Here is a 22,286-nt window from a genome sequence, read left to right on the forward strand (position 1 = left end):
GACGCGCCGGATCAGACAGTGCGATCCTTGAGAGAGTCAGCCGATCAGGGCGCCTCTTTGCCAGAATGCCTGCACGCTGGGGTGAAGTTCAGGCATTCTGACCTCACGGTTAGAACACCTTCATGGAGTAGAGCGTGACTGCCACCCCGCGTAGCGCCTTGATCATCGCCGTACCTCGTCATGACCTGAGTACAGAGTTCGAAGATCTCTCTGAAGTGGTCAAGCATGATGTGGAGGGCCTCGAGTCAGCGCTCATCGAGTCCGGCTTTAACGTAGATGTGCTTGGCGCGGGCGGAGATTGGCAAGCCACTAGATCGTCTATCAGGAGCAGGATCAGCGAGATCTGCTGCACCGCTCCAGCGGACGCATTCGTTCTTATCCACTTCACAGGACATGGCGTAACAATTGACGGTACAGACTATCTAGTGCCGGCAGATGTCGCCAACACCTGGCGGAGCGGGGCTCCGACCATAGACACGGATACACTTCTGCGCTTGGACATAGCCGAATTGCTACGGGGCTCGACTGCAGAAGCAGTACTTTTCACCATTGATGCGTGTCGCGATGCACTCCACGACGGTCTTGGCTATGGCGGCGGTGCTGCCACGAACTTTCCTGCTGGCAATGAAAAAATTGCCGTGATCTTTGGATGCGGTATCGGTGAGACTTGCGGATCAAGTCGAGAAAATGGAAGCTATTTCACGGGCGCGCTGACAGAGGCTCTTAGCCCGAGGACGCAGCCGCGAGACGTGAAGGAAGTAATCACATTCCTGACACGCAAGACACGAAATCTCGCAAGAGTGACGGGGCAATCACAAAATCCACAGGCATATTACCCGCCAGCAGGGCCAGAAAAGATTTCACAAGTAGTGGTGTGCGAGGGGCATAATCAGCATCAGAAGTGGATGGATGTTGTTGATTCTGACGACATTTGGTTGCTATGTGAGGATGCAGGGGAAAACAGAACTGAAAACCTAAGAAGATCTCTTAAGCAAACAATCGAGAAGTGCTCTGAATATTATCGAAATACCCAATTGCAGGATGCCAATCCGTGGATGGACGATGAGTACCCTGCTCGAGTTTTGCAGGTCGCTCGGAGGCTACTGACAGGTCCGACAACCACTTCCGGGAGAGGTGTTCTCTCCGTGGCAGAGCTTTCTGCACTAGCTGTCAGCCCATTTGTTCGCGAGGCTGTGCTGGGTGCTGCATTCACGGAGTGTTCAGGTCTTGATCCGTCCAATCTAGAGCCCGCCGCTCCCAACGACATGACGAACGAGAGGGCTGCTCTAGAGAATACCTGGCAGGCGCATCCGCTCGTCTGGCGAAAGGGAAGAGAGCTAAAGAAGAGGGGAATTTCTCAGGACGCTGTCACCGTGTCCAGTTGGCTACTAATACGTCATTGTCTGGGAATGGAAGGGCTATGGGACGAGAGCTTCGTCCGGACACTACTCCGTCCGCTTGCCTCTGAAATTCTCGATATTCGAGAGCAGCAAGCATCTCGCGTTGATGACCTGATAGATCAAATGATCTTTCTTGCTCGTCAGATGAATGCTGCCCCTGGAGAGCTTAACGAAGAGAGTGTGGAGCGAAAGCAGCGTTACTGGCAAGGCGATCACATCTCTCTGCCATCGGGACAGACCGAGCCCTGGCGCATGGGGGAGATATCTCAGATTCTCGGGCTAGCTGGCACACTTGCAGCTGATATTCGAACCCTACCGAGCGTCATGGTTGACCATGTTGGGACATCAGATCGAATTGAAATCGATCAAGCAGTAAGGGCTCTCCAGGACATTCGGTGGGCGCAGTCCACTCACGATGCAAACCTTGATCTCGATCTGCATTGTCCTCACCAAGCGATTCACGCTGCGCTTGAGACACTCACCTCCTGGGCAGATGAGGCGGTCAATCGAATTAAGTTGGCCAACGCTGATCGTGGCAACCCTCAAAGTGCAATCTTCGCACACGTACCTCGCAGGATTTCGTGTGAGAGGCTGCGTCCTGCGCGCGATGCTCAGACTGGTTCAGTCTACAAATTGCCGCTCCTCCGCTTTCAACTTGCAGAGAGCGAAATTCGCGAGTTACTGATGGGGACGCAGCTTTACGGAAGCCCGAAACTTGCGATCAGAGAGGTCTATCAGAACGCCCTGGACGCATGCCGCTACAGAGAAGCACGTCTCAAGTACGGACGCCTAAAGCAACCTGCCGGCGATCAGCAATGGGTTGGGATGATCAAGTTTCGACAGGGGGAAACATCGGCTGGGCGCAGATACATCGAATGCGAAGATAACGGTGTTGGGATGCGAGCCGTTGATCTAAAGAACACATTCTCTCGAGCTGGTCGGAGATTCGAGCAATCTCGCGGATTTCGGATGGAGCAGGCGCGCTGGCGACGCCTAGATGAGAACCTGCGAATTTTCCCAAACAGCCGATTTGGCATTGGGGTTTTCAGTTACTTCATGATTGCCGATGAAATGGTGATCTCCACGCGCGGAACCGATGACTTCGGCCGTGCCACTGATAGCGGCTTGCAGGTTCACATATCTTCCAGCGGAAGTCTCTTCAGAATCAATGACATGTCGCATGCTCTTCCAGGAGGAGGGACGATCGTACGTCTGTATCTTTCAGAGCATGCCGCTGAAGGAACGGCTGCCATTTCAGCGGCCCGCACTCTGCGTTCCCTCGTATGGGTAAGCGAGTTTGGCCTATCCTGCACTGAAGACGGCAATCTAACTGAACAGTGGGAGCCCGGCAGGCTCTATTACCAAGGTCGATCCGTGGTTTCCCCGCAATCGGGGGTTGAGAATTTCTGGTGGGTGAATGGGAGAGGCGCTCTGCTGTCTGACGGAATTTGGGTCGAGTCACAGGATCAAGACCCCGAGAAGCTCTTCGGGTTCGTGGCAGATCTAAAAGCAGAACATCGGCCAGCGTTGAGCGCAAATAGAAACAGTATGCTCTCCGTAGAGAAGGCATGGATCGCCGACATGATGGAGCGCTCAACGGACGCTCTTGTCGGATGGGACAAGGCCAGCCTCAATTGGTTGTGGAATTTCTGCGATTCAGGTCACAACATGACAAGAGAGCTCGTGGAGAAGTTTCTTGCTGTAAACCATTCATGCACTTATATTGGAGATCTTGGCCATATTGTTGAACTTTCGATCAGGGAGATTGGTGTCGCACGGATAGATAAACATGTGAGCGGCGGTAAATCGAATCGAGGACTCAACGGGGTCGGGGCTTGGAGGATTCGGTTGCTCCGCGAGCATGGAATCCCCTTGCCCAGAAGATACGACGTGGAACCTGACTCCATTGTTGGCTATCCCACGTTGGGGTGCTGGGCCGCATCTGTTCCCCATGCTGATGGAATTGGTCAGCAGTCCAGACTATTTGTTAAGGCTTCGATTTGGGAGGCTGTTGCCCAGAATCTCTCATTGGGAGAAGCGTTGAGACGTCTTCGCCCCCTAGCGATCTGCGGCATTAAGGTTCCAAGCCCGGCACATTTGGAATCTTTGTACGATTACTATCCTGATCGGCTTGACGCTCAACTCCTGCACGATTTCTTGGGATTGGATTTGAGCCGACCCCACCATCGTGAAATAGTCCTCATAGGACTCGCAAGAAAGTCACGTAACGATCTTCTAGATCTCCCCCGCCTTATTGAACGCTTCAAGCGATATGAGAAACTTGGACTTGTGTCGGGTCTGACTTCGGTCATCACATCTGGCATCGACTCATTGTGTCCTCTCGATATTCTTGCTCTGGGTCTGGTCGACAGGAAAAGCGGTGACGAACATCCGGCCACGGGCTCCATTTCCATTCGTGACATAAGCGAAGCTTTGGCGAAGTGGCCATGGGAGGCATCTCCCTATATGCGTAGTCGGCTCGGGCTCCAATACGTTAAAGGCATGCTTGCAGACACTCTCCTTGTGCTGTCTAAAAACTTCGACAGGCAATCCCCCTGGATTACTGGTGAGGTGTCCCTGCAGGATCTTGTAGCGGCCGCCGGCCATCTGCACACGACAGTTGAGGATGTGGTGTCGAAAATTGAGCCTTACGCTGATCTGTTGCGAGTCAAGCTGCCTGAGATTTCCGAGGTCGCAGGTCTGGTATTTCATCCCCTCGACGCCGCGATTCTGAGCTCTGACCGACACACCGATTCACTGCGTCTACCCCAACTCATCAAACCAGTGCGCAACGCACCACATGAGGCCGAGTTCGTGGCCCAACGCCTCGAGATTTTGGCTGACCTCGGATTCGTGGACAGCCGGGCTCCGAGCATGGTTGATCGATGGCGGGCAGGGTCGAACGATGCTGTTAAGGCATTCATTAACGCCAGCGCATCTAAGCTCTCTTTGAACGCCGACACGCCAGAACAGCGAGAGATATTCGAACTGATCGTCTCTTCTCAAGGCTTTCAGTCGTTGGAGCGCGCACGAGAGGCAATCGGAGAAATCTTGGGGGAGGAATTTACTGCGGCACCACCCGCTAACGTTACGCCGACATTTCGCTATCACGACTTCATGGGTGACATTAAGTTGGATTGCATGCTGGAATATTGGCGGTGGGCTAGGTCGGGCGCAGAGGGATGCCCGCCGCTGAGGCACCTAGTAACAGCATCTCGCTATGACGGAGTGACATCATTTGCGAGCATCGTAAGATCGTTGGCGAGTCGGGACTTTATTGGCTGGCGCAATGTCATTCGAGGAGAGGGAGTAGCCTGGGAGACTCATCGGCCGGACGACTGTGACGTTATCATATTCAGCGAGTACCAAGCGGATTCGGTGATTGTTGACTACTTTTTGTTGGTCTCTGTAGCAGCCAGATTCGGCTGGACGTTGGCCGCCGCTTGGTCTCGGCTTGCCGTATATATTCCGTTGGGCCTGATCATGGATGTAGAAGAAGTACAAGAGGATCTCGTTCCGACTTGGTATGATGTTGTAATTTTGTCGTCGGATCTCTGTGGATGGAAGGGACTATTGCAAGGCTGCGTCACTATGGATCATATAGAAGCAGCCGCGCGTGAGGTAGAAATGGATGTCCCATTCATTTTGGAGAGATTCAAACTCTACTCTCGAATTTTTTCCAAGTTCACCATAAATGCCTGAGAAGCGTCGGAGTGATACAAATCGTGCATAACTTGAAAAATTTCGAGGAGTTGGAACTCGTAGATAGCGGAAGCTCCATCCTTCGTTCGCCAGACGGTCTTTGGTATAAAGTTTCCGGAGTCTGCCCTGGGTGCAGCGGATCTACTGTGTTCACTGTATCTCGCGGTCCTTTGGGTCCTGCCAAGTCTTGGCTCTCCAAAAAGCCCAAAGAGTTGCAAGGTCTAGTTACGGTTTACTGCTCCTGTGGGTTTCTGCATCCGAATAGGCCGTCGGATTCTCCGGACTCGGGTTGCGGCGCGTTTTGGGATGTTTCCGTACCGTAGCTTTTTCAGCACGGGATTGGAAGATTGACGATGGCTGACATCACGAAGAAGCGTTTTGCGCAACTAGGGCAGTTGCTGCAAGCCGAGCAGTTGGCGGTTGCTCAGCGCTCGGCCGAGGGATGGCGAAACGGATTGGGTGCCCTGACGGGGCTCATTGGCGTTATATTCTTCCTTAAAGGGCGAGACAACCTTGCCGATTTGCCTCCCGGATGGCTGTATGCAGTGACTGCGCTTCTTGTTTCCGGATTTTTCTGCCTAGTTGCCTCAACTCTCCTCGCGACTGGGGCGTCATTCGGTGATCCCGGCAACTCGATATGGTTTAGCGGCGATGAAGTTTTCAAGGCGGTGTCTCGACGTGTTGATTCGATCAGTAGATTTCTGCGCTTTGCACGGCTCCTCTCTCTTGTTGGAGTAACGCTGATCGTTGTCGCGTTGGCAGGTACGTGGACGCACGCAGAGCCCACAAGTGCCACTGGGGCGTCGGTTATCATCGAGTATCGCGGTGATCAGGGAAGGCACTTGTGTGCAAGGAGTTTCAAGGTTAAAGACGGGATTGTTCAGGTAGATGTAAGATATCTTGGACGGGCTACGCTCAGCACATCTCAAGTAACGTCGATCCGCGCTGTTAGATCATGTTCGTAGCGAGCGCGTTCGGCCACTGAGGTGAGTGAGTCAGTGAGTCAGTGAGCCATCGAGGCGCATCGCGGATGTGCCGGCTGGGGCGGCGCAGGGCGAGGTAGTCGCTGGGCTGAGTGGAGCGGGTCTGATCCCTGCACCGATCCTGGGGGTGACGGACGGCTTGCCGGGCCTCCTCGGGGTCCCTCAGCCCTGGCAGCCACAGCCTGATGCGGCCTTGGCGGCTGTGACCGTGACGGCCGGGTCGGTGGAGGTCTCGGCCGGGGTGCAGCAGGCGTTCACGCCACAACAGGCGTCGGCGGACCTGGTCTCCTCGGCCGCTTCGGCCGCGGGCACTGTGGTGGGCTTGGTGGCGCGCACGATCGCCGAGTGCATGCCGTCGGCCACGCCGTGGGCCGGAGTGATCTCGACGTCGGTGAAGCCTGCCGCTGTGAGGCCTTCGCGGTACTCGCCGAAGGAAAGGGCGCCGGCGATGCAGCCGACGTGGTCGCCGCGCTCGGCTCGCTGCTCGGGTGCCAGGGAATCGTCCGCGACGACGTCGGACACGCCGAGACGGCCGCCGGGCCTCAGGACGCGGAACGTCTCCGTGAACACCGCCGCCTTGTCCGTGGACAGGTTGATCACGCAGTTGGAGATCACGACGTCGATGGTGTTCGCGGGCAGGGGGATGTCCTCGATGGTGCCTTTGAGGAACTCGACGTTCGTGGCGCCCGCCTTTGCGGCGTTGGCCAGGGCCAGGGCGAGCATTTCCTCGGTCATGTCGAGTCCGTACGCCTTGCCCGTCGGGCCGACGCGTCGGGCGGAGAGCAGGACGTCGATGCCGCCTCCGGAACCGAGGTCGAGGACGCGTTCCCCTTCGTGCAGTTTGGCCACGGCGGTGGGGTTGCCGCAGCCGAGCGAGGCGGCCACGGCCTCGGCGGGGAGCGTGTCGCGGTCGTCGGCCGCGTAGAGGGCGGCGCCGAAGTTCTCGTCGATCTCGACGGGTTCCGATCCGCAACAGGCGGTGCTTCCTTCGGTGACCTTGACGGCCGCTGCCGCGTAACGCCGACGGACGGTCTCGCGCAGGTCTGTGGACTGGTCAGGCATGAGTCACTCCTGGATGACAGGGCATGGCGGTGCCCCGGAACGGCTTGTATTGACGTTCATTGATGCAACCTTGCGCCTTGGATCGAAGAACGTCAACATAGAGGTATGTCGAAACAAGAGCTGAAGATCCTCGGCCAGGACGGCGATGGCGCCTGCTGCGGGGCGCTGGCCACGGCACCCCTGGACGAAGAGCAGGCGGCCGATCTGGCGAAGGTCTTCAAAGCCCTGGGTGACCCAGTGCGTCTGCGGCTGATGTCGATGATCGCTTCGCGGGAGGGCGGCGAGGTCTGTGTCTGTGAACTGACCCCTGCTTTCGATCTGTCGCAGCCCACGATCTCGCACCATTTGAAGCTGCTCCGACAGGCTGGGCTCATCGACTGCGAGCGACGCGGCACCTGGGTCTACTACTGGGTCCTGCCGACGGCTCTCGACCGCTTGGCCGGCTTCCTGGCCGTGCCGCAGGCGGCAAAGGCCTCCGCGTGAAGCCGCCTCTCGGCCGTCGCGTCGCTGCCGAAGCGGTGGGTACTGCTGCCCTGGTGGCCGTGGTCGTCGGCTCCGGGATCCAGGCGACGGAACTCTCACGTGACGTGGGCGTCCAACTGCTCGCCAACTCGATGTCCACGGTCTTCGCCCTGGGCGTGTTGATCGCGCTCCTCGGGCCCGTCTCAGGTGCGCACTTCAACCCGGCTGTCACCCTCGCGGCATGGTTCACCGACCGGAGGAGCGGCAGCGGGCCGAGCCTGTCGGACGTGACCGCGTACGTGCTGGCGCAGGTCGCGGGGGCCGTCGCCGGTGCGGTCCTGGCCGATGCCATGTTCGCCGAGCCCCTGGTGAAGTGGTCCACGCACGACCGCTTCGCCGGACACCTGTGGCTGGGGGAAGTCGTGGCGACTGCCGGGCTGGTTCTGCTGGTCTTCGGTCTGAACCGGACAGGTCGCGGGCGATTCGCTCCAGGGGCTGTGGCGGCCTTCATCGGGGCCGCCTACTGGTTCACCTCTTCCACCTCGTTCGCGAACCCCGCGGTGACCATCGCCCGGACGTTCACCGACACCTTCGCCGGGATCGCCCCGGCCTCCGTCGCGCCGTTCGTCGCGGCACAACTGGTGGGTGCCGCTGCCGGCCTGGGCCTGGTGGCGTTGGTCTTCGGGCCCGTCGCACCCGCCGAAACCGGTGCCGTCATGCCGCAGGACGACGCCGAACCCGCTGTTTCCCCTCGCTGAACCCCTTCCAAGGAACTTCCGTCATGAGCGACTCCACTCCGCGCCCTTCCGTTCTGTTCGTCTGCGTCCACAACGCCGGGCGTTCCCAGATGGCTGCCGCCTTCCTCGCCCACCTCGCCGGGGACAGGGTGGAGGTCCGCTCGGCCGGCTCCGCCCCTGCCGACACGGTCAACCCGGCCGTGGTGGAGGCGATGCACGAAGTCGGCATCGACATCTCCGCCGAGACCCCGAAGATCCTGACGGCGAAAGCCGTGCAGGCGTCCGACGTCGTCATCACGATGGGATGCGGAGACACGTGTCCCGTCTTCCCGGGCAAGCGATACCTCGACTGGCAACTCGACGATCCGGCCGGCCAGGGCGTCGATGCCGTCCGCCCGATCCGGGACGACATCGAACGCCGCATCCGCGCCTTGGTGAACGACCTGACCGGTTGAACAACGTACGGCTCGGCAGTTGCTGTGCGCGACAGCCCGCGGACGGACACGGCCGTGCGACTCGGCCCGACCGGCAAGAAGTTGCTGCCGCTGACGGTCAGGAACGCGGGTCCGGCGCCGGTCGAGCGGTCCTGCGCACCGAGGTGGGCGAGATACGCGGTCGGGCTCGCTGTTGTCCGCCTGCGAAAGGCTCATGAGCCCTGCCCTGTGCGCCCGGGGAGGGCACGTGCCTTGCCCGGCTGGACTGCCGGGACCCGGGCCTGGGCGACGACTACGCGGCCGTCCTCCTCGAACACGGAAAGGTCGCCCGCAACTCCGGTCCGTCCTTCGGAACCGGCGGCGAGCGACCCGCCCGAATGAACCTGGCCACCCCACCCCACCCCACCCCACCCGAACCGATCACCGAAGCGGTACGGCGCATGGCCGGAGCGGTAGCCGCCGCCGACATCGGGCCGAGCCGGGGCTTCACACGCCGGCGGCGGGCGGGTACGGGCGTCGGGACGAACCCGGGCGACGAGCCGCCCGGGCCGTCCGCTCGTCGGCTTCGACGGGTTCAGCCGGAAGCCGGGCCGTAGAGCGCGGCGATGTCCTCGGACGTCGACCACCGGCTGTAGGTGGGGGACTGGGGCCAGCCCTCGGGCGAGTCCTGCCATTCCTCCTGGCGTCCGTACGGCAGCAGGTCGATCAGCGCGAAGCTGTGGCTGAGCTGCTCGGTGCCCCGGCCGTCGGTGTGCCAGGTGCGGTAGACGGTGTCGCCGTCGCGCAGGAACACGTTGACCGCGAATCCCCCGTCGGGCGGTGCGCCGACGTCGGACCCGAAGGGGCTGTTCGCGGTCGAGTACCACGCCATCCTGTTGCCGACCCGCCGCTTGTAGGCGAGCGCCTCTTCGATCGGGCCCTGGGTGACGACGACGAACCGCGCGTCGTAGTTGTCCAGGAACTCCAGGCGGGTGTACTGCGAGGTGAACCCCGTACACCCCGGGCACTGCCATTCCTTGCCGGTGAACCACATGTGGTTGTAGACGATCAGTTGCCTCTTGTTCTCGAAGACGTCCGCCAGCCGGACGGGGCCGTCCTCGCCCTCCAGCGTGTAGTCGGGCATCTCGACCATCGGCAGACGGCGGCGCTCGGCGGCGACGGCGTCGAGCTCCCGCGTCGCGGCCTTCTCCCGGGCACGCAGCGCGTCGAGCCGGAGTTCCCAGGTCGCGGCGTCGACGACGGGTGGCAGCGCATGGTCGGTCATGGTTCCCTCACAGATCTCGTGCGCGGCTTCGGCTTGTGCGGAGGCAGACCGCACAGGGCTCCGGAACTCATCGGCCGGACCGAGAACGCGTCGCCGGACGTCCGCCCGACCGGCGAGAGGCCGCCGCCTCCGACGGTCCGCGGGCCGGTGTCGGGGCCACCCGAAAATCGTGTGCCCCGGGCGCCGTGCCTGCCTACGCTTTCCGGCATGGACAGCAGCTCGGCCGGGGGTCTCGTCAACGTCGTGGACGTCGAAGCGACCTGCTGGGACGGTTCGCAGCCGCCCGGCGAGGTCAGCGAGATCATCGAGATCGGGCTGACCGTCATCGACCTGGACGCCGGTGAGCGCCTCGCCCGGCACCGGATCCTGGTGCGGCCCGCCCGGTCCACGGTCAGCGCGTTCTGCACGGAACTGACCGGCCTCACCCAACCCGAGATCGACCAGGGGGTCACCTTCACCGAGGCATGCCGGCTGCTGGCGGCCGAGCATCGCGCGGGCGTGCGGCCGTGGGCCAGTTGGGGCGACTACGACCGCCACCAGTTCACCCGGCAGTGCCGGGCCACCCGGACGCCCTACCCCTTCGGCCGCCACCACACCAACGCCAAGGCCGTCTTCACCGAGGCGTACGGTCTGCGCAAGCGCCCCGGCATGGCACAGGCCCTGGAGATCGCCGGGCGACCGCTCGAAGGCCGTCACCACCGGGGCGAGGACGACGCCTGGAACATCGCGGCCCTCGTGCTCCACCTCTCCGACCGGGGCCACTGGCCGGCCGCGGCACCACACCCCACCTGACGCGCCCGCATCCGCGCCCGCGCTCGTATCCGCATCCGTGCTCGTATCCGCGCCCGTGCTCGTATCCGCGCCCGCGCTCGCATCTGTGCTCGCATCCGCGCCCGCCCGGCTCCCGGTTCCCGGCTCGGCGGATGTCCGGCGAAGGCCCTGCCACCCCCGGCCACGCTCACCAGAGCCCGCAGGGCTCCCGCCCCGCCGCCCTGAGCAGGATGTACCGCGTGGAACCCATCCCGTACTTGTCGACGTCGCTGGAGAGTCCGGCCACCTCCAGCAGCAACGGCCGGATGGCGACCCCGGCGTGCCGGGCCCTCCCGCACAGATCGTTCAGGTCGACCATCATGTCCCGGGTGTCGAGGCCCTGATCCTCGACCGATATCCGCAGCAGCCACTGCCGAAAGCCGTGGGGGGTCGGTTCGAAGGGCAGCGTCGTCTCCCGGCCGAACCGGCGACACCGCTCCAGGAGCGCTCGCAGCGAGACCCGTACGTCCTCGTCGCCCTCCTCGTAGCGGGAGAGCACGTCCCGCAGCGCCGCCTCGGCCTCCGCCCGGATCCCCGCCACGTCCAGCGGACTCGGCAGCTCCCGCATCTTCCGGATCCAGTCGGGGTCGCCGAGATCCACCGGCGGGTACGCGAGGGGTTCGACGCATGCGTCGATCAGCGCGACCCATTCCACGAGCTCCGCCAGTTCCCCCGCATTCCGCGGTTGCCCCGCATTCCGCGGTTCCCCCGCATTCCGCGGTTCCCCGGGTTCCTTGCGTTCCTCAGGTTCCCCCACGGCGATCCTTCCCCCGTCCGCCCGTCGGTGGCACGCCTCAGCCCGCCCTTCGCGGTGGGAGGGCGGGACCGTAGGAGCCTAGAGCGCGCCCCGGCCTCGGTCGAGGGAGTTGCGGCGGGTCCGCGGCGGGTCCGCGACGGCGTGCCGCTCTCAGGAGATGAGGATGCCGATGCCGTCCCCGAGCAGCTTCAGTCCGAGGACGAAGAACAGGACCGCCATCACGGCGACATTGTGCTGGGCCGCCCAGTCCTTCCAGTTGCCGAGCGTGGTCCTGGCTCGCTCTCCCCCGAGCAGGAAGACCGCCAGCGGGGCCAGCAGACCGAGGGTGGCGATCACCACGAAGATCGCCAGCGCGGCGATCTGCTGCCCGACCGGCAGGCCTGCCGAGCCGATCGCGGCGCCCGCTGCGATGGTCAGCGGAGCGTTCTTGGCGTTGAGCGCGGCCAGGGCCAGACCGAGTGCGAAGACCTTGACCGGGGTGAGGCCGTCGATCGCGCTCATCCACTTCGGCAGCCGCGCCTCCGACGGATCCTTCGGGCGCCGGTGCCATTGCCGGGCGCCGAAGACGACGAGGAACAGGCCCAGGGCGAGCTTGAGGGCTCCCACCCAGGTGGCCGGGTGATTGTGGGCGGAGGCATTCGCGGGGGAGGCGATCGCCAGCATGACCGCGCCCAGTGCCGAGAGCCCGAGGATCCAACCGACGGTGAAGAGGACTCCGTTGAGGCGTCCCCGGGGTGTGGCGAGGATGAGGATCACCGCGATGATCGGGAGCGGGCTGACCGCGACACCGGCCGCAAGGCCCAGTACGTCACCGAGAACTTTGCCCATCATTGCCTCCAGGTGGGGCCCGGAACCGGGGCCACAGCCTCTCCGTCCGCCGGGTGCCCGGGTCCTCCGGTTCTCATCGGCCGACGCCGTCCCGCAGTCGGTCCGGTCAGCTGTTCCCGACTGCCGACTGCCGACTGCCGACTGCCGACTGCCGACTGCCGATCGCCGTCACTCTGTCAGGCCCGTATTCCATGTTCCTGCGCTCCGGCGAGTCTGTCCTCGTGAGCTGCTCGTCGCCGTTCCTTCCGGCCGGCTCGGTCAGGCCGGGGTGAGTCTCTGTTCGGTCCAGATGGTCTTGCCGTCGGCCGAGTAGCGGGCTCCCCAGGCCTCCGCCAGCTGCGCGACGATGAACAGGCCGCGGCCGCCCTCGTCGGTGGCACGGGCATGCCGTAGCCGGGGCGCCGTGGTGGCGCAGTCCGTGACCTCGCAGGTCAGCGAGTGATCGAGGATGAGGCGCAACTCCAGTGGGGGACTGCCGTAGCGGAGGGCGTTGGTGACGAGTTCGCTGACGATGAGTTCGGTGTTGAACGCGGGTTCGTCGCCCACCTTCCAGGCGGCGAGCTGGCCGCTGACGCATTTGCGGGCCGTGGCGGCGGCGGTGGGTTCGTGGTCCAGGCGCCAGGTGGCGACGCGGTCCGCGGGGAAGGAGCGGGTGCGGGCCAGGAGCAGGACGGGTACGGAGTCGTCGGAGTCCGGATCGGAGTCCGGATCGGAGTCCGGATCGGGGTTCGAGTACGGGTATGTGCCGGGGATCGTGCCCGGGTTCGGGCCGGCCGCCAGGCTGTACTGGATGTCGTCGCACAGGTTCTGCAACGGGCGGTCCGCGTAGTCGGGTGCCGTGTGCAGCGTGCTCCCGGCGCCGGACAGGATCGCGCCCAGGCCGGGTGTGCCGGGGAAGGCGATCACGCTGCCGTGCGGGAGCCGGACGCGGGCGGCGGCGAAGGGCGACCTGTCGGTGCTGCCCAGCGACGGACCGCTCGGCTCCGGACGGGTGACGGTCCGGTCGGGGCGTACGACGACCGGCGCCGGATGGCCGGCCGTCGCCACCGTGCAGGTCAGCGAGAGCGGGTCGTACACGGCGTACACGCAACTGGCCGTGCCCGGCCCGCGCCGGCCCCGTTCGGCCTGCGGCAGCGCGGCCCGCTCGGCCGCCAGGAACATCGCGGTGTCGTTGAGCCGGGCCAGGAGATCCTCCGGGTCCAGGTCCATGGCCGCCAGGGAACGGACGACGGTGCGCAACTGCCCCATCGCCGCCATCGCGTGGATGCCGCGGCCGGACACCGCCCCGGCGACCAGCGCGGTCCGGGCGCCCGACAGCGCGATGGTGTCGTACCAGGCCCCGGTGTCCCCCCGGTACGCGATGCCCGCGGCCTCCAGACCGGTGTGCGAGGCGGGGTGCAGCGGGAGCATCCGCTGCAGGACGGTCGCGGCGACCGCGTGCGCCCTCGTGTAGCGGCGGGCGTTGTCGACGCACAGGGCGGTGTGGCGGGCGACGTCACGGGCGAGGGCGACATCGGCCTCGTCGTACGGTTCCGGTGTCCGGCTGCGGTACAGGCTCACCAGCCCGAGCACGCTGCCGCGCAGGGCCAGGGGGACGGCGAGAAGGGCATGGGCGCCCGACGCGCGGATCGCCCTGGCGCGGGCCGGGTCGGTCGCCAGCCACGGCAGGCCGGGGCCGAGGACGACGGCCCGGGGCAGGAGGTCGGCCAGCGCCTGGCTGAACGGGGTCGGGGCGGGGATCGCCCGTACGTCTCCCACGGCGTGGGCCTCGGGCGGGTTCGGACCGGCCACGCTGCGGAAGGCCGCCCGCCGGAGCGCCGTGCCGGGCGGCGGCGGTGAGGCCGGCGGGGCGTCGCCCCGGATGACGGAGTCCACCACCTCCACGACCGCGACGTCGGCGAACGCCGGCACGAGCACCTCGGTCAGCTCCTGGCAGGTCACCACCACGTCCAGGGTGTTGCCCACCCGCTCCCGCACCGTGTCCAGGATGTCCAGTCGCCTGCGGGCCCGCTCCCGGTCGGTGACGTCCACGACGGTCAGCGCCACCCCGAGCACCTCGCCCCGCGGGCCGTTCAGGCGGAACGCCGAGAGCTCGTACTGGCGTTCGTGGCCCTGGTGGGCGGGCGGCCGCGCGCGCAGCACCCGGCCACGGGCCGGCGCACCGGTGTCCAGCACCTCGCGCACCAGAGCCTCGGCCGCGTCCTCCTCGACGACGTGGTGCGAACCCGGGAAACGGCGTCCCACGACCTCGTCTGCGGGTATGCCCTGCATGGCGGGCGTGGCGGTGTTGACCCGCAGCACCCGAAGATCGTTGTCCAGTACGGCCAGGCCGACCGGGGACTGGGTGAACAGGGCGTCCAGTATCACCGCGCCGGCGTCGCCCGCACCGCTGCCTCCGCCTGGGTCCGCCATGCCAGTCACCTCCAGCGTCGCCGCCCGACGGCGGCGGCCCGCCGCTAGCCGCTCCGAGGCGTTCCTCCTTACGGTCTACCCCGGCATTTCCGACCCGGCGACCGGATGGCCTCCTGGTGCCTCTGAGATCCCTGCGACCTCTGCGACCTCTGAGACCTGAGGCCTGCGACCTCTGCGTCCTGAGCCCCGCGTCCTGAGCCCCGCGTCCTGAGCCCCGCGTCCTGAGCCCCGGGCCCTGAGCCCCGGGCCCTGAGCCCTGGGTCCGGACTTCCGCGTCCTGACTTCCGCGTCCTGCGCCCGGGGCCTTGAGCCCGGATGCCGTTCCGCCGGGTGGGTGACAGACTGAGGGTTCGGAGTCGGGTGGCCGTGGCGGAGAGCTCGGGCGGCACCGACCGTCCCCTCCGCGCGTCGCGGCAGCGCGGTGCTCCTCGCGGAGAACCGTGTCCTCGCAAGGTTCGGAGGCAGGCTGCCGTTCGACGCTTCCGGCGCCTCGGCCGGGACGCCGAGGCCTCTCGGTGGGTAATGGCGGGCAGGGCCCACGAGTTGGGCGGTGTCCGCGGACGCGGAGGCGGTCATGCCCGGTGGGTCGAGCGGAGCGCACGGAGAACTGGCCGGACAGACGGTCGTCGTGGTGGGCGGCAGCGCCGGCATAGGTCTTGAGACGGCACGGCAGGTGCGGGCCGCGGGCGGTGACCTGGTGCTCGTGGCACGCAACGCCGAGCGTCTGCGGCGGGCCGCGGACGAGCTGCGCCCGCTGAGCACCGCGGTGCTCGACGCCCAGGACACCGGACACCTGGAACGCTTCCTCGCGGAGCTGCCCGGGCGGGTCGACCACGTGATGGTGACGGCGGGCGGCCCGTCGTACACCCCTCTCAGCGAGCTCGATCTGACCGACGCCGCCCGGGACTTCGGCGGGCGGATCGCGATGATGCTGGCGGTGGCGCGGGCGGGCCGGGAGAAGGTCAGGGCCGGGGGGACCCTGCTGTTCATCGGCGGCACCGGCGGCCGGCGGCCCGCGCCCGGAATGGCCGTGATGAGCGCGGTCACCGCCGCGCTGCCGGCGCTCACCGCCAACCTGGCACTGGAGGTCGCCCCGGTCCGGGTCAACCTCATCGCGGCCGGATTCGTGGACACCCCGCTGTCGGCCACCCTCCTCGGGGACCAACTGGAGGCGAGGCGAGAGGAGTTGCGCAAGACGTTGCCCATCGGCCGAGTGGTCGGCCCGGCTGACGTCGCCGCTCTCGCCCTGCACATCATGGTCAACGACGCCCTCACCGGCGCCACTTACGACATCGACGGCGGCCAGCAACTGCTCGCCCACTGACCGCCCGCACGCCCTGCCTCCTTCCCGCTTCCCCGACCTTCCCCGCTTTCCCTGCTTTCCCTGCTTTCCCGCTGTCCCCGTTTTCCCCACTGCCCCGATTCCCTGCGAGACGGGAGGCGCAAGCCATGGACATGAAACTGGAGGTCGTCGTGGTGCCGGTGGCCGACGTCGACCGGGCCAAGGACTTCTACACCACGCTGGGCTGGCGGCTCGACGCGGACGTCGCCGGCGACGGGGGCTTCCGGGTGGTGCAGGTGACCCCGCCCGGCTCCCCGGCGTCGGTCATCTTCGGCTCCTCGGTCACCGAGCAGACTCCGGGCTCGGCCCAGGGCCTGCACCTGATCGTCGACGACATCGACTCCGCCCACGACGAGCTCGCCCAGCACGGCGCCCGCCCGAGCGACGTGTTCCACGACGCGGGCGGGGTCTTCCACCACGCCGGCGCCGATGCCCGGGTGGCCGGCCCCGACGGCAGCTACGGCTCGTTCCTGTCGTTCAGCGACCCCGACGGCAACGGCTGGCTCCTCCAGGAGGTCACCGCCCGGCTCCCGGGGCGGCTCGACCCCGCGGCCACCACGTTCTCCTCGGCCGACGACCTGGCACACGCCCTGCGCCGGGCCGCGGCGGCGCACGGTGAGCACGAGGCGCGCATCGGCGCCGAGGACCCGGACTGGCCGGACTGGTACGCGCGGTACCTGGTGAGCGAGCAGGCCGGAACCGAACCGCCCTCCTGAGCCGGGCGCAGGCATGCCCTCCGACCTGCTGTGATGTGTCCCACGAGGTCTTGTCGTCAGCCATCCGGCGTACCTAAATTCGGTTATATGTCCGACAAAGATGCCTCCCGTTCCAGCGAGCCCGTCGAGTTCTCCGTCGACCTCACGAGTCACGAGCTGACCCGCCGTGCGCACGTCATGGCGGCGCTCGGCGACGACTGGGACCCCGTCGCGATGGTGCGGGGCGAGGAGGAGGCGTACGACCTGCTGTACTCCGGCCTCGATCCGGAACAGCAGCGGCTCTACGACACCCTCCTCGCCGCCGGTGTCCTCCCGCGACGCGGGAACGGCGAGGGGGGCGCGGACGGCAGCGGGGCCACGCCATGACGCCGTGACGCCGTGACGCCATGACGCCATGACGCCGTGACGCCGTGACGGTCACCGTGAACAGGTGATCCGCGGTCCGCAGTTGTACGACCCGAACCACCCGTGAAGGGTGAGGACGCCCCGGGTGGCCTGGCGGGAGCCTGGGCTGGCCGTTGAAGGGCGGGTGGGCCATGGGTGACGACAGAGCCGACCGCATCGCGGAGTTCATCGAGCCGCTGCGGGTCGAGCCGGGCAGCAAGGTACGGCTGGCCGAGGACTTCGACCCCGGTTTCCGGGCGGGCGTCCGCAAGAAGAAGGACGGCGTCGAACTGCTGCGCGGCGGGATCGAGCAGCTCGCCGACTGCCAGCGGCGGCTGGCCGCCCAGGACACCTACGGAGTGCTGCTGTGTCTGCAGGCGCTGGACGCCGGCGGCAAGGACGGCACCATCCGCCACGTCATGAGCGGAGTGAACCCGCAGGGCGTGCGCGTGGTCGGCTTCAAGGTCCCCTCGAACGACGAACTCGACCACGACTACCTGTGGCGCTACTCCCGGAACCTGCCCGGCCGCGGTGAGATCGGCATCTTCAACCGCTCCCACTACGAGGAAGTACTCGTGGTCCGGGTGCACCCGGACAACCTGCGCCGCCAGAAGCTCCCCGACGCGGCCCGCGGCCCCGACGTGTGGAAGCGGCGCTATCGCGAGATCAACGACTGGGAGCGCTACCTGACCGACAACGGCTTCAGGATCGTGAAGATCTTCCTGAACCTGTCGAAGGAAGAACAGCGCACCCGTTTCCTCAAACGCATCGACGTACCCGAGCGGAACTGGAAGTTCTCGTCCGCCGACGTACGCGAACGGGCCTACTGGGACGACTATCAGCGGGCGTTTTCGAAGATGTTGTCCGCCACCAGTACGCCATGGGCGCCCTGGTACGTCGTTCCCGCCGACCACAAGTGGTTCGCCAGGGTGTGCGCGGCCGCCGTCCTGGTGCACACCCTGATGGACATCGACCCGCAATATCCCCAGGTCACAGACGAGACCCGGCGCGAACTGGCCGAGGTCAGGAAGGAACTGGAGGCGGAGGCACCCGCAGGGGCCGCCCCGGACCCGTACAAGAAGAAGACCAAAAACAAGAAGAAGAACGAGAAGAGAAACGAGAAGAAAAACAGCACGAAAAACCGGACGAAAAACCGGACGAAAAACAGGTCCGCTGACAAGAAGGCGTCCTCATGACCGCGCGGACGGACGAACCGCAGGGCCGGGCCGCCGACGGCAGGACCTGGTACGCGCGTTCGCCGGAACAGGTGGCCGCCGCGTTCGAGGTGGACCCGGCCACCGGACTGTCCACCGCCCGCGCCGCGGAACTCCTGCGGACGCACGGCCCGAACGCCCTGCCCGAGGAGAAGCCGCTGCCGGGCTGGCGTCGTTATCTCGCCCAGTACCGCAGCTACATGCAACTGGTCCTGGTGGCCGCCGCAGTCGTCTCACTCGTCATCAAGGAGTGGAGCACCGGGATCCTGCTGCTCGTCCTGACCGTCGTCAACGCGGTCGCCGGGATGCGCCAGGAGGGCAAGGCGGACAGCGCCATGAACGCGCTGAAGTCGATGATGAAGACGACCGCCCGGGTGCGCAGGGACGGCACCGAGTCGAAGATCCCGGCCGAGGAGGTCGTACCGGGTGACGTGGTGCTGCTCGCGGCCGGCGACGAGGTGCCGGCGGACGGCCGTGTCGTCACCGCGAACGCCCTCCAGATCGACGAGTCGGCGCTGACCGGGGAGAGCGTGCCGGCCGCGAAGGAGGCGGTCACGCTCACCGACGCAGACCTGCCGCCGGGGGAGCGGCGGAACATGGCGTTCATGAACACCCCCGTCACCCACGGCAGCGGCACGGTGGTGGTCACGGCCACCGGCGCGGACACCGAGGTCGGCCGGATCTCGGGCATGCTGTCGAGCACCCGCCGGGAGGCCTCGCCGCTGACCCGGGAGATGGACCGGCTCACCCTGTGGATCACGGGGACGGCCGGGTTGACGATGATCCTGATGTTCGTGCTCGGCCGCGGCCGGGGCACGGCCTGGGACGCGCTGTTCGTCAGCGCCGTCTCGCTGGCGATCGCCGCCATCCCGGAGGCCCTGCCCACCGTGTCCCAGACGATCCTGTCGATCGGCGCCGTCGACCTGTCCCGGCGCCGGGCCATCGTCAAGGACCTGCCGTCGGTGGAGGCACTGGGGTTCACCTCGGCGATCAACTCCGACAAGACCGGCACGCTCACCATGAACCAGATGACGGTCGTGGAGGTCGTCGACGTCGGCGACCGCTACACCGTCTCCGGCAGCGGCTACAGCCTGGAGGGCAGGATCCGGCACCCGGTGGGCAGCGCCCCGGACATGACCGACGTGATTCTCCCGTACCTGGTCGCCAACGACGCCCGGCTGGTGGACGGCAAGGTCGTCGGCGACCCCACCGAGGGCGCCCTGCTGGTCCTCGGCCACAAGGCCGGCCTGGACGTCGACGACACCCGGGAACGGCTGACCCGGCTCGCCGTACTGCCCTTCGACCCCTCCTACAAGCTGATGGCCACCTTCAACCGGGCCACCGACGAGACCGGCCGCCCCGTCGTGCGCTGCTTCGTGAAGGGCGCGGCGCCCGCCGTGATGGACCGGGCCGCCACCGCACTGGGGCAGGGCGCGTCATCGGTCCCGTGGGACGAGGCGCTGCGGCAGCGGGCGCAGGAACACGTCGAGCGGATGGGCGGCGAGGGCCTGCGCGTGATGGCCGCGGCGCGCCGCGACCTCGACCCGGCGGCGTTCGACCCGGACGGCGACCTCCTCGGCCACGTCACCGGCCTCCAGATGACCAGCCTGGTCGGCATGGTCGACCCGCCGCGCGCCGAGTCGAAGGCCGCGGTCGCCGACGCGCAGGCCGCGCACATCAGGGTCCGCATGGTGACCGGCGACGACGTCGTCACCGGCGCCGCCATCGCCCGGCAGCTGGGCATCGACGGGGAGGCCGTGCTCGGCGCGGACTTCGCCGCCCTGCCGGAGAGCGAACGGCTCGCCCGGATCGACGGCATCGGCGTCGTCGGCCGGGTCGCGCCCGAACACAAGGTGCTGCTCGCCGAGACGTTGAAGAAGAAGGGCGCGGTCGTCGCCATGACCGGCGACGGCGTCAACGACGCGCCCGCGATCAAGGCCGCCGACGTCGGCATCGCCATGGGCTCCGGCACCGAGGTCGCCAAGAACGCCGGCCGCATGGTCCTCGCCGACGACAACTTCGCCACGATCGTCTTCGCCGTCGAACAGGGCCGCAAGATCTACGACAACCTCACCAAGTACATCCGGTTCGTTCTCGTGCTGCTCGTGGTGTTCGTGCTGACGTTCCTCGGCGCGACCCTGTTCGACATCGCCGCCGGGGAACCGTTCACCCCGGCACAGGTGCTGTGGATCCACTTCTTCGTCAACGCGGCCTTCGGCTTCGCGCTCGGCTTCGACCGGCAGAGCCCCGGCCTGATGGCCCGCCGCCCGCGACCGCGCGGCGCGCACGTGCTCACCCGGGGCGTCATGCTCACCGTCGGACTGTCCGGCCTGGCGATCACCATCGGCCTGCTCTGCCTGATCGAACTCGGCACCTCCCGCTACGGCAGCGTCGCGATCGGCCAGTCGATGGCGTTCACGTCCTTCGCGCTCTGCCTGATCGTGGCCGCCCTGGAGTGCCGCAGCGAACGCGACACCGTGCTCACCACCGCCAGCTTCGACAGCAAGCAGATGAACCGGGCCATGCTGATCGAGTTCGTCCTCGCGGTCCTGGTCACCCAGATGGACGCCTTCCGCAGGCTGCTCGGCACGACCGAACTGAACCTGGCCCAGTTCGGCTGGACGCTGCTCCCGGCACTCGCACTGCTTGCGCTGTGGGAACTCGGGAAGTTCCTCGCCCGCTGGAACGGCAGGCCGGCGCCGCGGACATGACGCGCCACGGACCTGACGCGCCGCGGACCTGATGCGCCGCGGACCGGATCGTCCGGGCGGCGGCAGAACCGTGACACGACCGCCATGGAAGCCCGCACCTCACCGGCCGCACAATCGGGGGAACCGAACACCGGCGGACCAGCGGGGGAGTTGGCGGAAGTGGAACTGGAACTCGGGTACGACATGCTCGGCAGCCGGCTGCGCAGCATCGGCGAGGTCGAGATCGGCTACGGCCGGTGGGGCGGCCGGCCCCGTACGCTCGGGCCGCATCCGCTGGAGTACGACATGCTCGGCAGCCGGCTGCGCAGCATCGGCGACATCGAGATCGGCTACGGCCGACTGGGCAGCGTCCCCAGGACGTTCGGGACCTGGGACGTCGACTGCACCGCCTGGGCCGGGATCCCGCGGCGCGTCGGGCCGTACCCGATCGACCACCCCAGGCTCAGCAGCCGGGTGCGCGGCGTCGGCCCGCTCAGCGTGGAGTACGACCTGCTGGGCGGCCGGCCCCGCCGCATCGTCCTGCCCGAGGACCTGCACGCCCTCCCCGACGACCTCCTGCGCGTCCTCTTCCTGGTCCTGCACCTGCAGACCGAACGCAACAGGAAGTCGTCCTCCGCCGCGTAGACCGCACAGGCGAAGGCCCGCCGGAACCGTCCGGCGGGCCTTCGGGGTGTCGTCAGGTCAGACGGCGGCCGCGTACTTCGGGTTGGCGCCGTACTGGTTCTCCTCGGGCTTGCCGTCGGAGGCGAGCCAGACGAGCACGATGATCCAGCCGACCAGCGGGATGATGCCGACCAGGATCGACCAGCCGGAGCGGCCGGTGTCGTGCAGTCGACGGACCGCGACACCGAGGCTGGGCAGCAGGACCGCGAGGTTGTAGATCGCGGCCAGGGCGGCGAAGTGGATGGCACCGCCGACGACGGCGAGCACGATCGCGATGATCACGTTGATCAACGTGAACATCCAGTATTCCTGACGGCGCGCACGGCCGCTGAACACCACGTACTTCTTCAGTACGTCCAGGTACCAGTTCATTACTCGTCCCCCCGGGGATCAAGGCTTGACAGT

Annotated in this window: 18 protein-coding genes; 12 read left to right on the forward strand and 6 right to left on the reverse strand. The window is 66.2% G+C overall.

Going from position 1 to position 22,286, the window contains the following annotated elements; translation table 11 throughout:
* Nucleotides 1-134 precede the first annotated feature (134 nt).
* Nucleotides 135-5,102: an HD domain-containing protein gene (locus IEZ11_RS05675; protein ID WP_189261457.1), complete on the forward strand. Its 4,968-nt coding sequence runs from the start codon at nt 135-137 to the stop codon at nt 5,100-5,102.
* Between the two features lie 353 nt (nt 5,103-5,455).
* Nucleotides 5,456-6,067 (forward strand): hypothetical protein, encoded by a 612-nt coding sequence (locus IEZ11_RS05680; RefSeq protein ID WP_189261458.1) that lies wholly within the window; start codon nt 5,456-5,458, stop codon nt 6,065-6,067.
* A gap of 180 nt (nt 6,068-6,247) precedes the next feature.
* On the opposite strand, the gene arsM is transcribed toward IEZ11_RS05680, so the two are convergent.
* On the reverse strand, nt 6,248-7,147 hold the full coding sequence (gene arsM, locus IEZ11_RS05685; protein WP_189261459.1) for an arsenite methyltransferase: 900 nt from the start codon (nt 7,145-7,147) through the stop codon (nt 6,248-6,250).
* A gap of 105 nt (nt 7,148-7,252) precedes the next feature.
* On the opposite strand from arsM, the gene IEZ11_RS05690 reads away from it, so the two are divergent.
* Genes IEZ11_RS05690 through IEZ11_RS05700 form a run of 3 tightly spaced genes read left to right on the forward strand, consistent with a single transcriptional unit; the run spans nt 7,253 to nt 8,801 of the window.
* On the forward strand, nt 7,253-7,630 hold the full coding sequence (locus IEZ11_RS05690) for an ArsR/SmtB family transcription factor (protein ID WP_189261460.1): 378 nt from the start codon (nt 7,253-7,255) through the stop codon (nt 7,628-7,630).
* Nucleotides 7,627-8,367 (forward strand): aquaporin, encoded by a 741-nt coding sequence (locus IEZ11_RS05695; RefSeq protein ID WP_189261461.1) that lies wholly within the window; start codon nt 7,627-7,629, stop codon nt 8,365-8,367. The genes IEZ11_RS05690 and IEZ11_RS05695 overlap by 4 nt, the downstream gene beginning before the upstream one ends.
* Nucleotides 8,368-8,390: 23 nt before the next feature.
* Nucleotides 8,391-8,801, forward strand: a complete 411-nt coding sequence (locus tag IEZ11_RS05700) for an arsenate reductase ArsC (protein ID WP_189261462.1) — start codon at nt 8,391-8,393, stop codon at nt 8,799-8,801.
* A 553-nt stretch (nt 8,802-9,354) separates the two neighbouring features.
* Here IEZ11_RS05700 and IEZ11_RS05705 read toward each other — a convergent pair.
* Nucleotides 9,355-10,044 (reverse strand): DUF899 domain-containing protein, encoded by a 690-nt coding sequence (locus tag IEZ11_RS05705; RefSeq protein ID WP_189261463.1) that lies wholly within the window; start codon nt 10,042-10,044, stop codon nt 9,355-9,357.
* Between the two features lie 207 nt (nt 10,045-10,251).
* Between IEZ11_RS05705 and IEZ11_RS05710 the strand changes: the two genes are divergently transcribed.
* Nucleotides 10,252-10,836 (forward strand): 3'-5' exonuclease, encoded by a 585-nt coding sequence (locus IEZ11_RS05710; protein ID WP_189261464.1) that lies wholly within the window; start codon nt 10,252-10,254, stop codon nt 10,834-10,836.
* Between the two features lie 166 nt (nt 10,837-11,002).
* Here the strand turns inward: IEZ11_RS05710 and IEZ11_RS05715 are convergent, their stop codons facing one another.
* The 3 genes from IEZ11_RS05715 to IEZ11_RS05725 all read right to left on the reverse strand — a co-directional run bounded on the left by IEZ11_RS05715 (nt 11,003) and on the right by IEZ11_RS05725 (nt 14,851).
* Complete coding sequence (locus IEZ11_RS05715) at nt 11,003-11,509, reverse strand: hypothetical protein (protein ID WP_229712817.1); 507 nt, start codon at nt 11,507-11,509, stop codon at nt 11,003-11,005.
* A 252-nt stretch (nt 11,510-11,761) separates the two neighbouring features.
* Complete coding sequence (locus IEZ11_RS05720) at nt 11,762-12,439, reverse strand: GAP family protein (protein WP_189261465.1); 678 nt, start codon at nt 12,437-12,439, stop codon at nt 11,762-11,764.
* Nucleotides 12,440-12,697: 258 nt separating this feature from the next.
* Nucleotides 12,698-14,851, reverse strand: coding sequence for a SpoIIE family protein phosphatase (locus IEZ11_RS05725; RefSeq protein ID WP_189261466.1), 2,154 nt, complete (start codon nt 14,849-14,851; stop codon nt 12,698-12,700).
* 574 nt (nt 14,852-15,425) lie between these two features.
* On the opposite strand from IEZ11_RS05725, the gene IEZ11_RS05730 reads away from it, so the two are divergent.
* The 6 genes from IEZ11_RS05730 (at nt 15,426) to IEZ11_RS05755 (ending at nt 21,842) form a co-directional block, all read left to right on the forward strand.
* A complete protein-coding gene (locus IEZ11_RS05730) occupies nt 15,426-16,175 on the forward strand; it encodes an SDR family oxidoreductase (protein ID WP_189261467.1) in 750 nt (249 codons plus the stop codon).
* A gap of 125 nt (nt 16,176-16,300) precedes the next feature.
* Nucleotides 16,301-16,909 (forward strand): VOC family protein, encoded by a 609-nt coding sequence (locus IEZ11_RS05735; RefSeq protein ID WP_189261468.1) that lies wholly within the window; start codon nt 16,301-16,303, stop codon nt 16,907-16,909.
* Nucleotides 16,910-16,996: 87 nt separating this feature from the next.
* A complete protein-coding gene (locus IEZ11_RS05740; protein WP_189261469.1) occupies nt 16,997-17,275 on the forward strand; it encodes a DUF6400 family protein in 279 nt (92 codons plus the stop codon).
* Nucleotides 17,276-17,445: 170 nt separating this feature from the next.
* Complete coding sequence (locus IEZ11_RS05745) at nt 17,446-18,489, forward strand: polyphosphate kinase 2 family protein (protein WP_189261470.1); 1,044 nt, start codon at nt 17,446-17,448, stop codon at nt 18,487-18,489.
* Nucleotides 18,486-21,218: a cation-translocating P-type ATPase gene (locus IEZ11_RS05750; RefSeq protein WP_189261471.1), complete on the forward strand. Its 2,733-nt coding sequence runs from the start codon at nt 18,486-18,488 to the stop codon at nt 21,216-21,218. The genes IEZ11_RS05745 and IEZ11_RS05750 overlap by 4 nt, the downstream gene beginning before the upstream one ends.
* A 159-nt stretch (nt 21,219-21,377) precedes the next feature.
* A complete protein-coding gene (locus IEZ11_RS05755) occupies nt 21,378-21,842 on the forward strand; it encodes a hypothetical protein (protein ID WP_189261472.1) in 465 nt (154 codons plus the stop codon).
* 57 nt (nt 21,843-21,899) lie between these two features.
* Here the strand turns inward: IEZ11_RS05755 and IEZ11_RS05760 are convergent, their stop codons facing one another.
* Nucleotides 21,900-22,253 carry a DUF805 domain-containing protein gene (locus tag IEZ11_RS05760; RefSeq protein WP_189261473.1) on the reverse strand — a complete coding sequence of 118 codons (354 nt, stop codon included), beginning with the start codon at nt 22,251-22,253 and terminating at the stop codon, nt 21,900-21,902.
* Nucleotides 22,254-22,286: the final 33 nt, after the last annotated feature.

Origin of the sequence: Streptomyces fuscichromogenes, from assembly GCF_014645815.1 — a bacterium.
GTDB lineage: Bacteria > Actinomycetota > Actinomycetes > Streptomycetales > Streptomycetaceae > Streptomyces > Streptomyces fuscichromogenes.

Coding starts and splice junctions, on each gene's coding strand:
- IEZ11_RS05680 (WP_189261458.1), top strand. CDS start 5,456: ATGGCTGACATCACGAAGAAGCGTTTTGCGCAACTAGGGCAGTTGCTG.
- arsM (WP_189261459.1), bottom strand. CDS start 7,147: ATGCCTGACCAGTCCACAGACCTGCGCGAGACCGTCCGTCGGCGTTAC.
- IEZ11_RS05690 (WP_189261460.1), top strand. CDS start 7,253: ATGTCGAAACAAGAGCTGAAGATCCTCGGCCAGGACGGCGATGGCGCC.
- IEZ11_RS05700 (WP_189261462.1), top strand. CDS start 8,391: ATGAGCGACTCCACTCCGCGCCCTTCCGTTCTGTTCGTCTGCGTCCAC.
- IEZ11_RS05705 (WP_189261463.1), bottom strand. CDS start 10,044: ATGACCGACCATGCGCTGCCACCCGTCGTCGACGCCGCGACCTGGGAA.
- IEZ11_RS05710 (WP_189261464.1), top strand. CDS start 10,252: ATGGACAGCAGCTCGGCCGGGGGTCTCGTCAACGTCGTGGACGTCGAA.
- IEZ11_RS05720 (WP_189261465.1), bottom strand. CDS start 12,439: ATGGGCAAAGTTCTCGGTGACGTACTGGGCCTTGCGGCCGGTGTCGCG.
- IEZ11_RS05725 (WP_189261466.1), bottom strand. CDS start 14,851: ATGGCGGACCCAGGCGGAGGCAGCGGTGCGGGCGACGCCGGCGCGGTG.
- IEZ11_RS05730 (WP_189261467.1), top strand. CDS start 15,426: ATGCCCGGTGGGTCGAGCGGAGCGCACGGAGAACTGGCCGGACAGACG.
- IEZ11_RS05735 (WP_189261468.1), top strand. CDS start 16,301: ATGGACATGAAACTGGAGGTCGTCGTGGTGCCGGTGGCCGACGTCGAC.
- IEZ11_RS05740 (WP_189261469.1), top strand. CDS start 16,997: ATGTCCGACAAAGATGCCTCCCGTTCCAGCGAGCCCGTCGAGTTCTCC.
- IEZ11_RS05745 (WP_189261470.1), top strand. CDS start 17,446: ATGGGTGACGACAGAGCCGACCGCATCGCGGAGTTCATCGAGCCGCTG.
- IEZ11_RS05750 (WP_189261471.1), top strand. CDS start 18,486: ATGACCGCGCGGACGGACGAACCGCAGGGCCGGGCCGCCGACGGCAGG.
- IEZ11_RS05760 (WP_189261473.1), bottom strand. CDS start 22,253: ATGAACTGGTACCTGGACGTACTGAAGAAGTACGTGGTGTTCAGCGGC.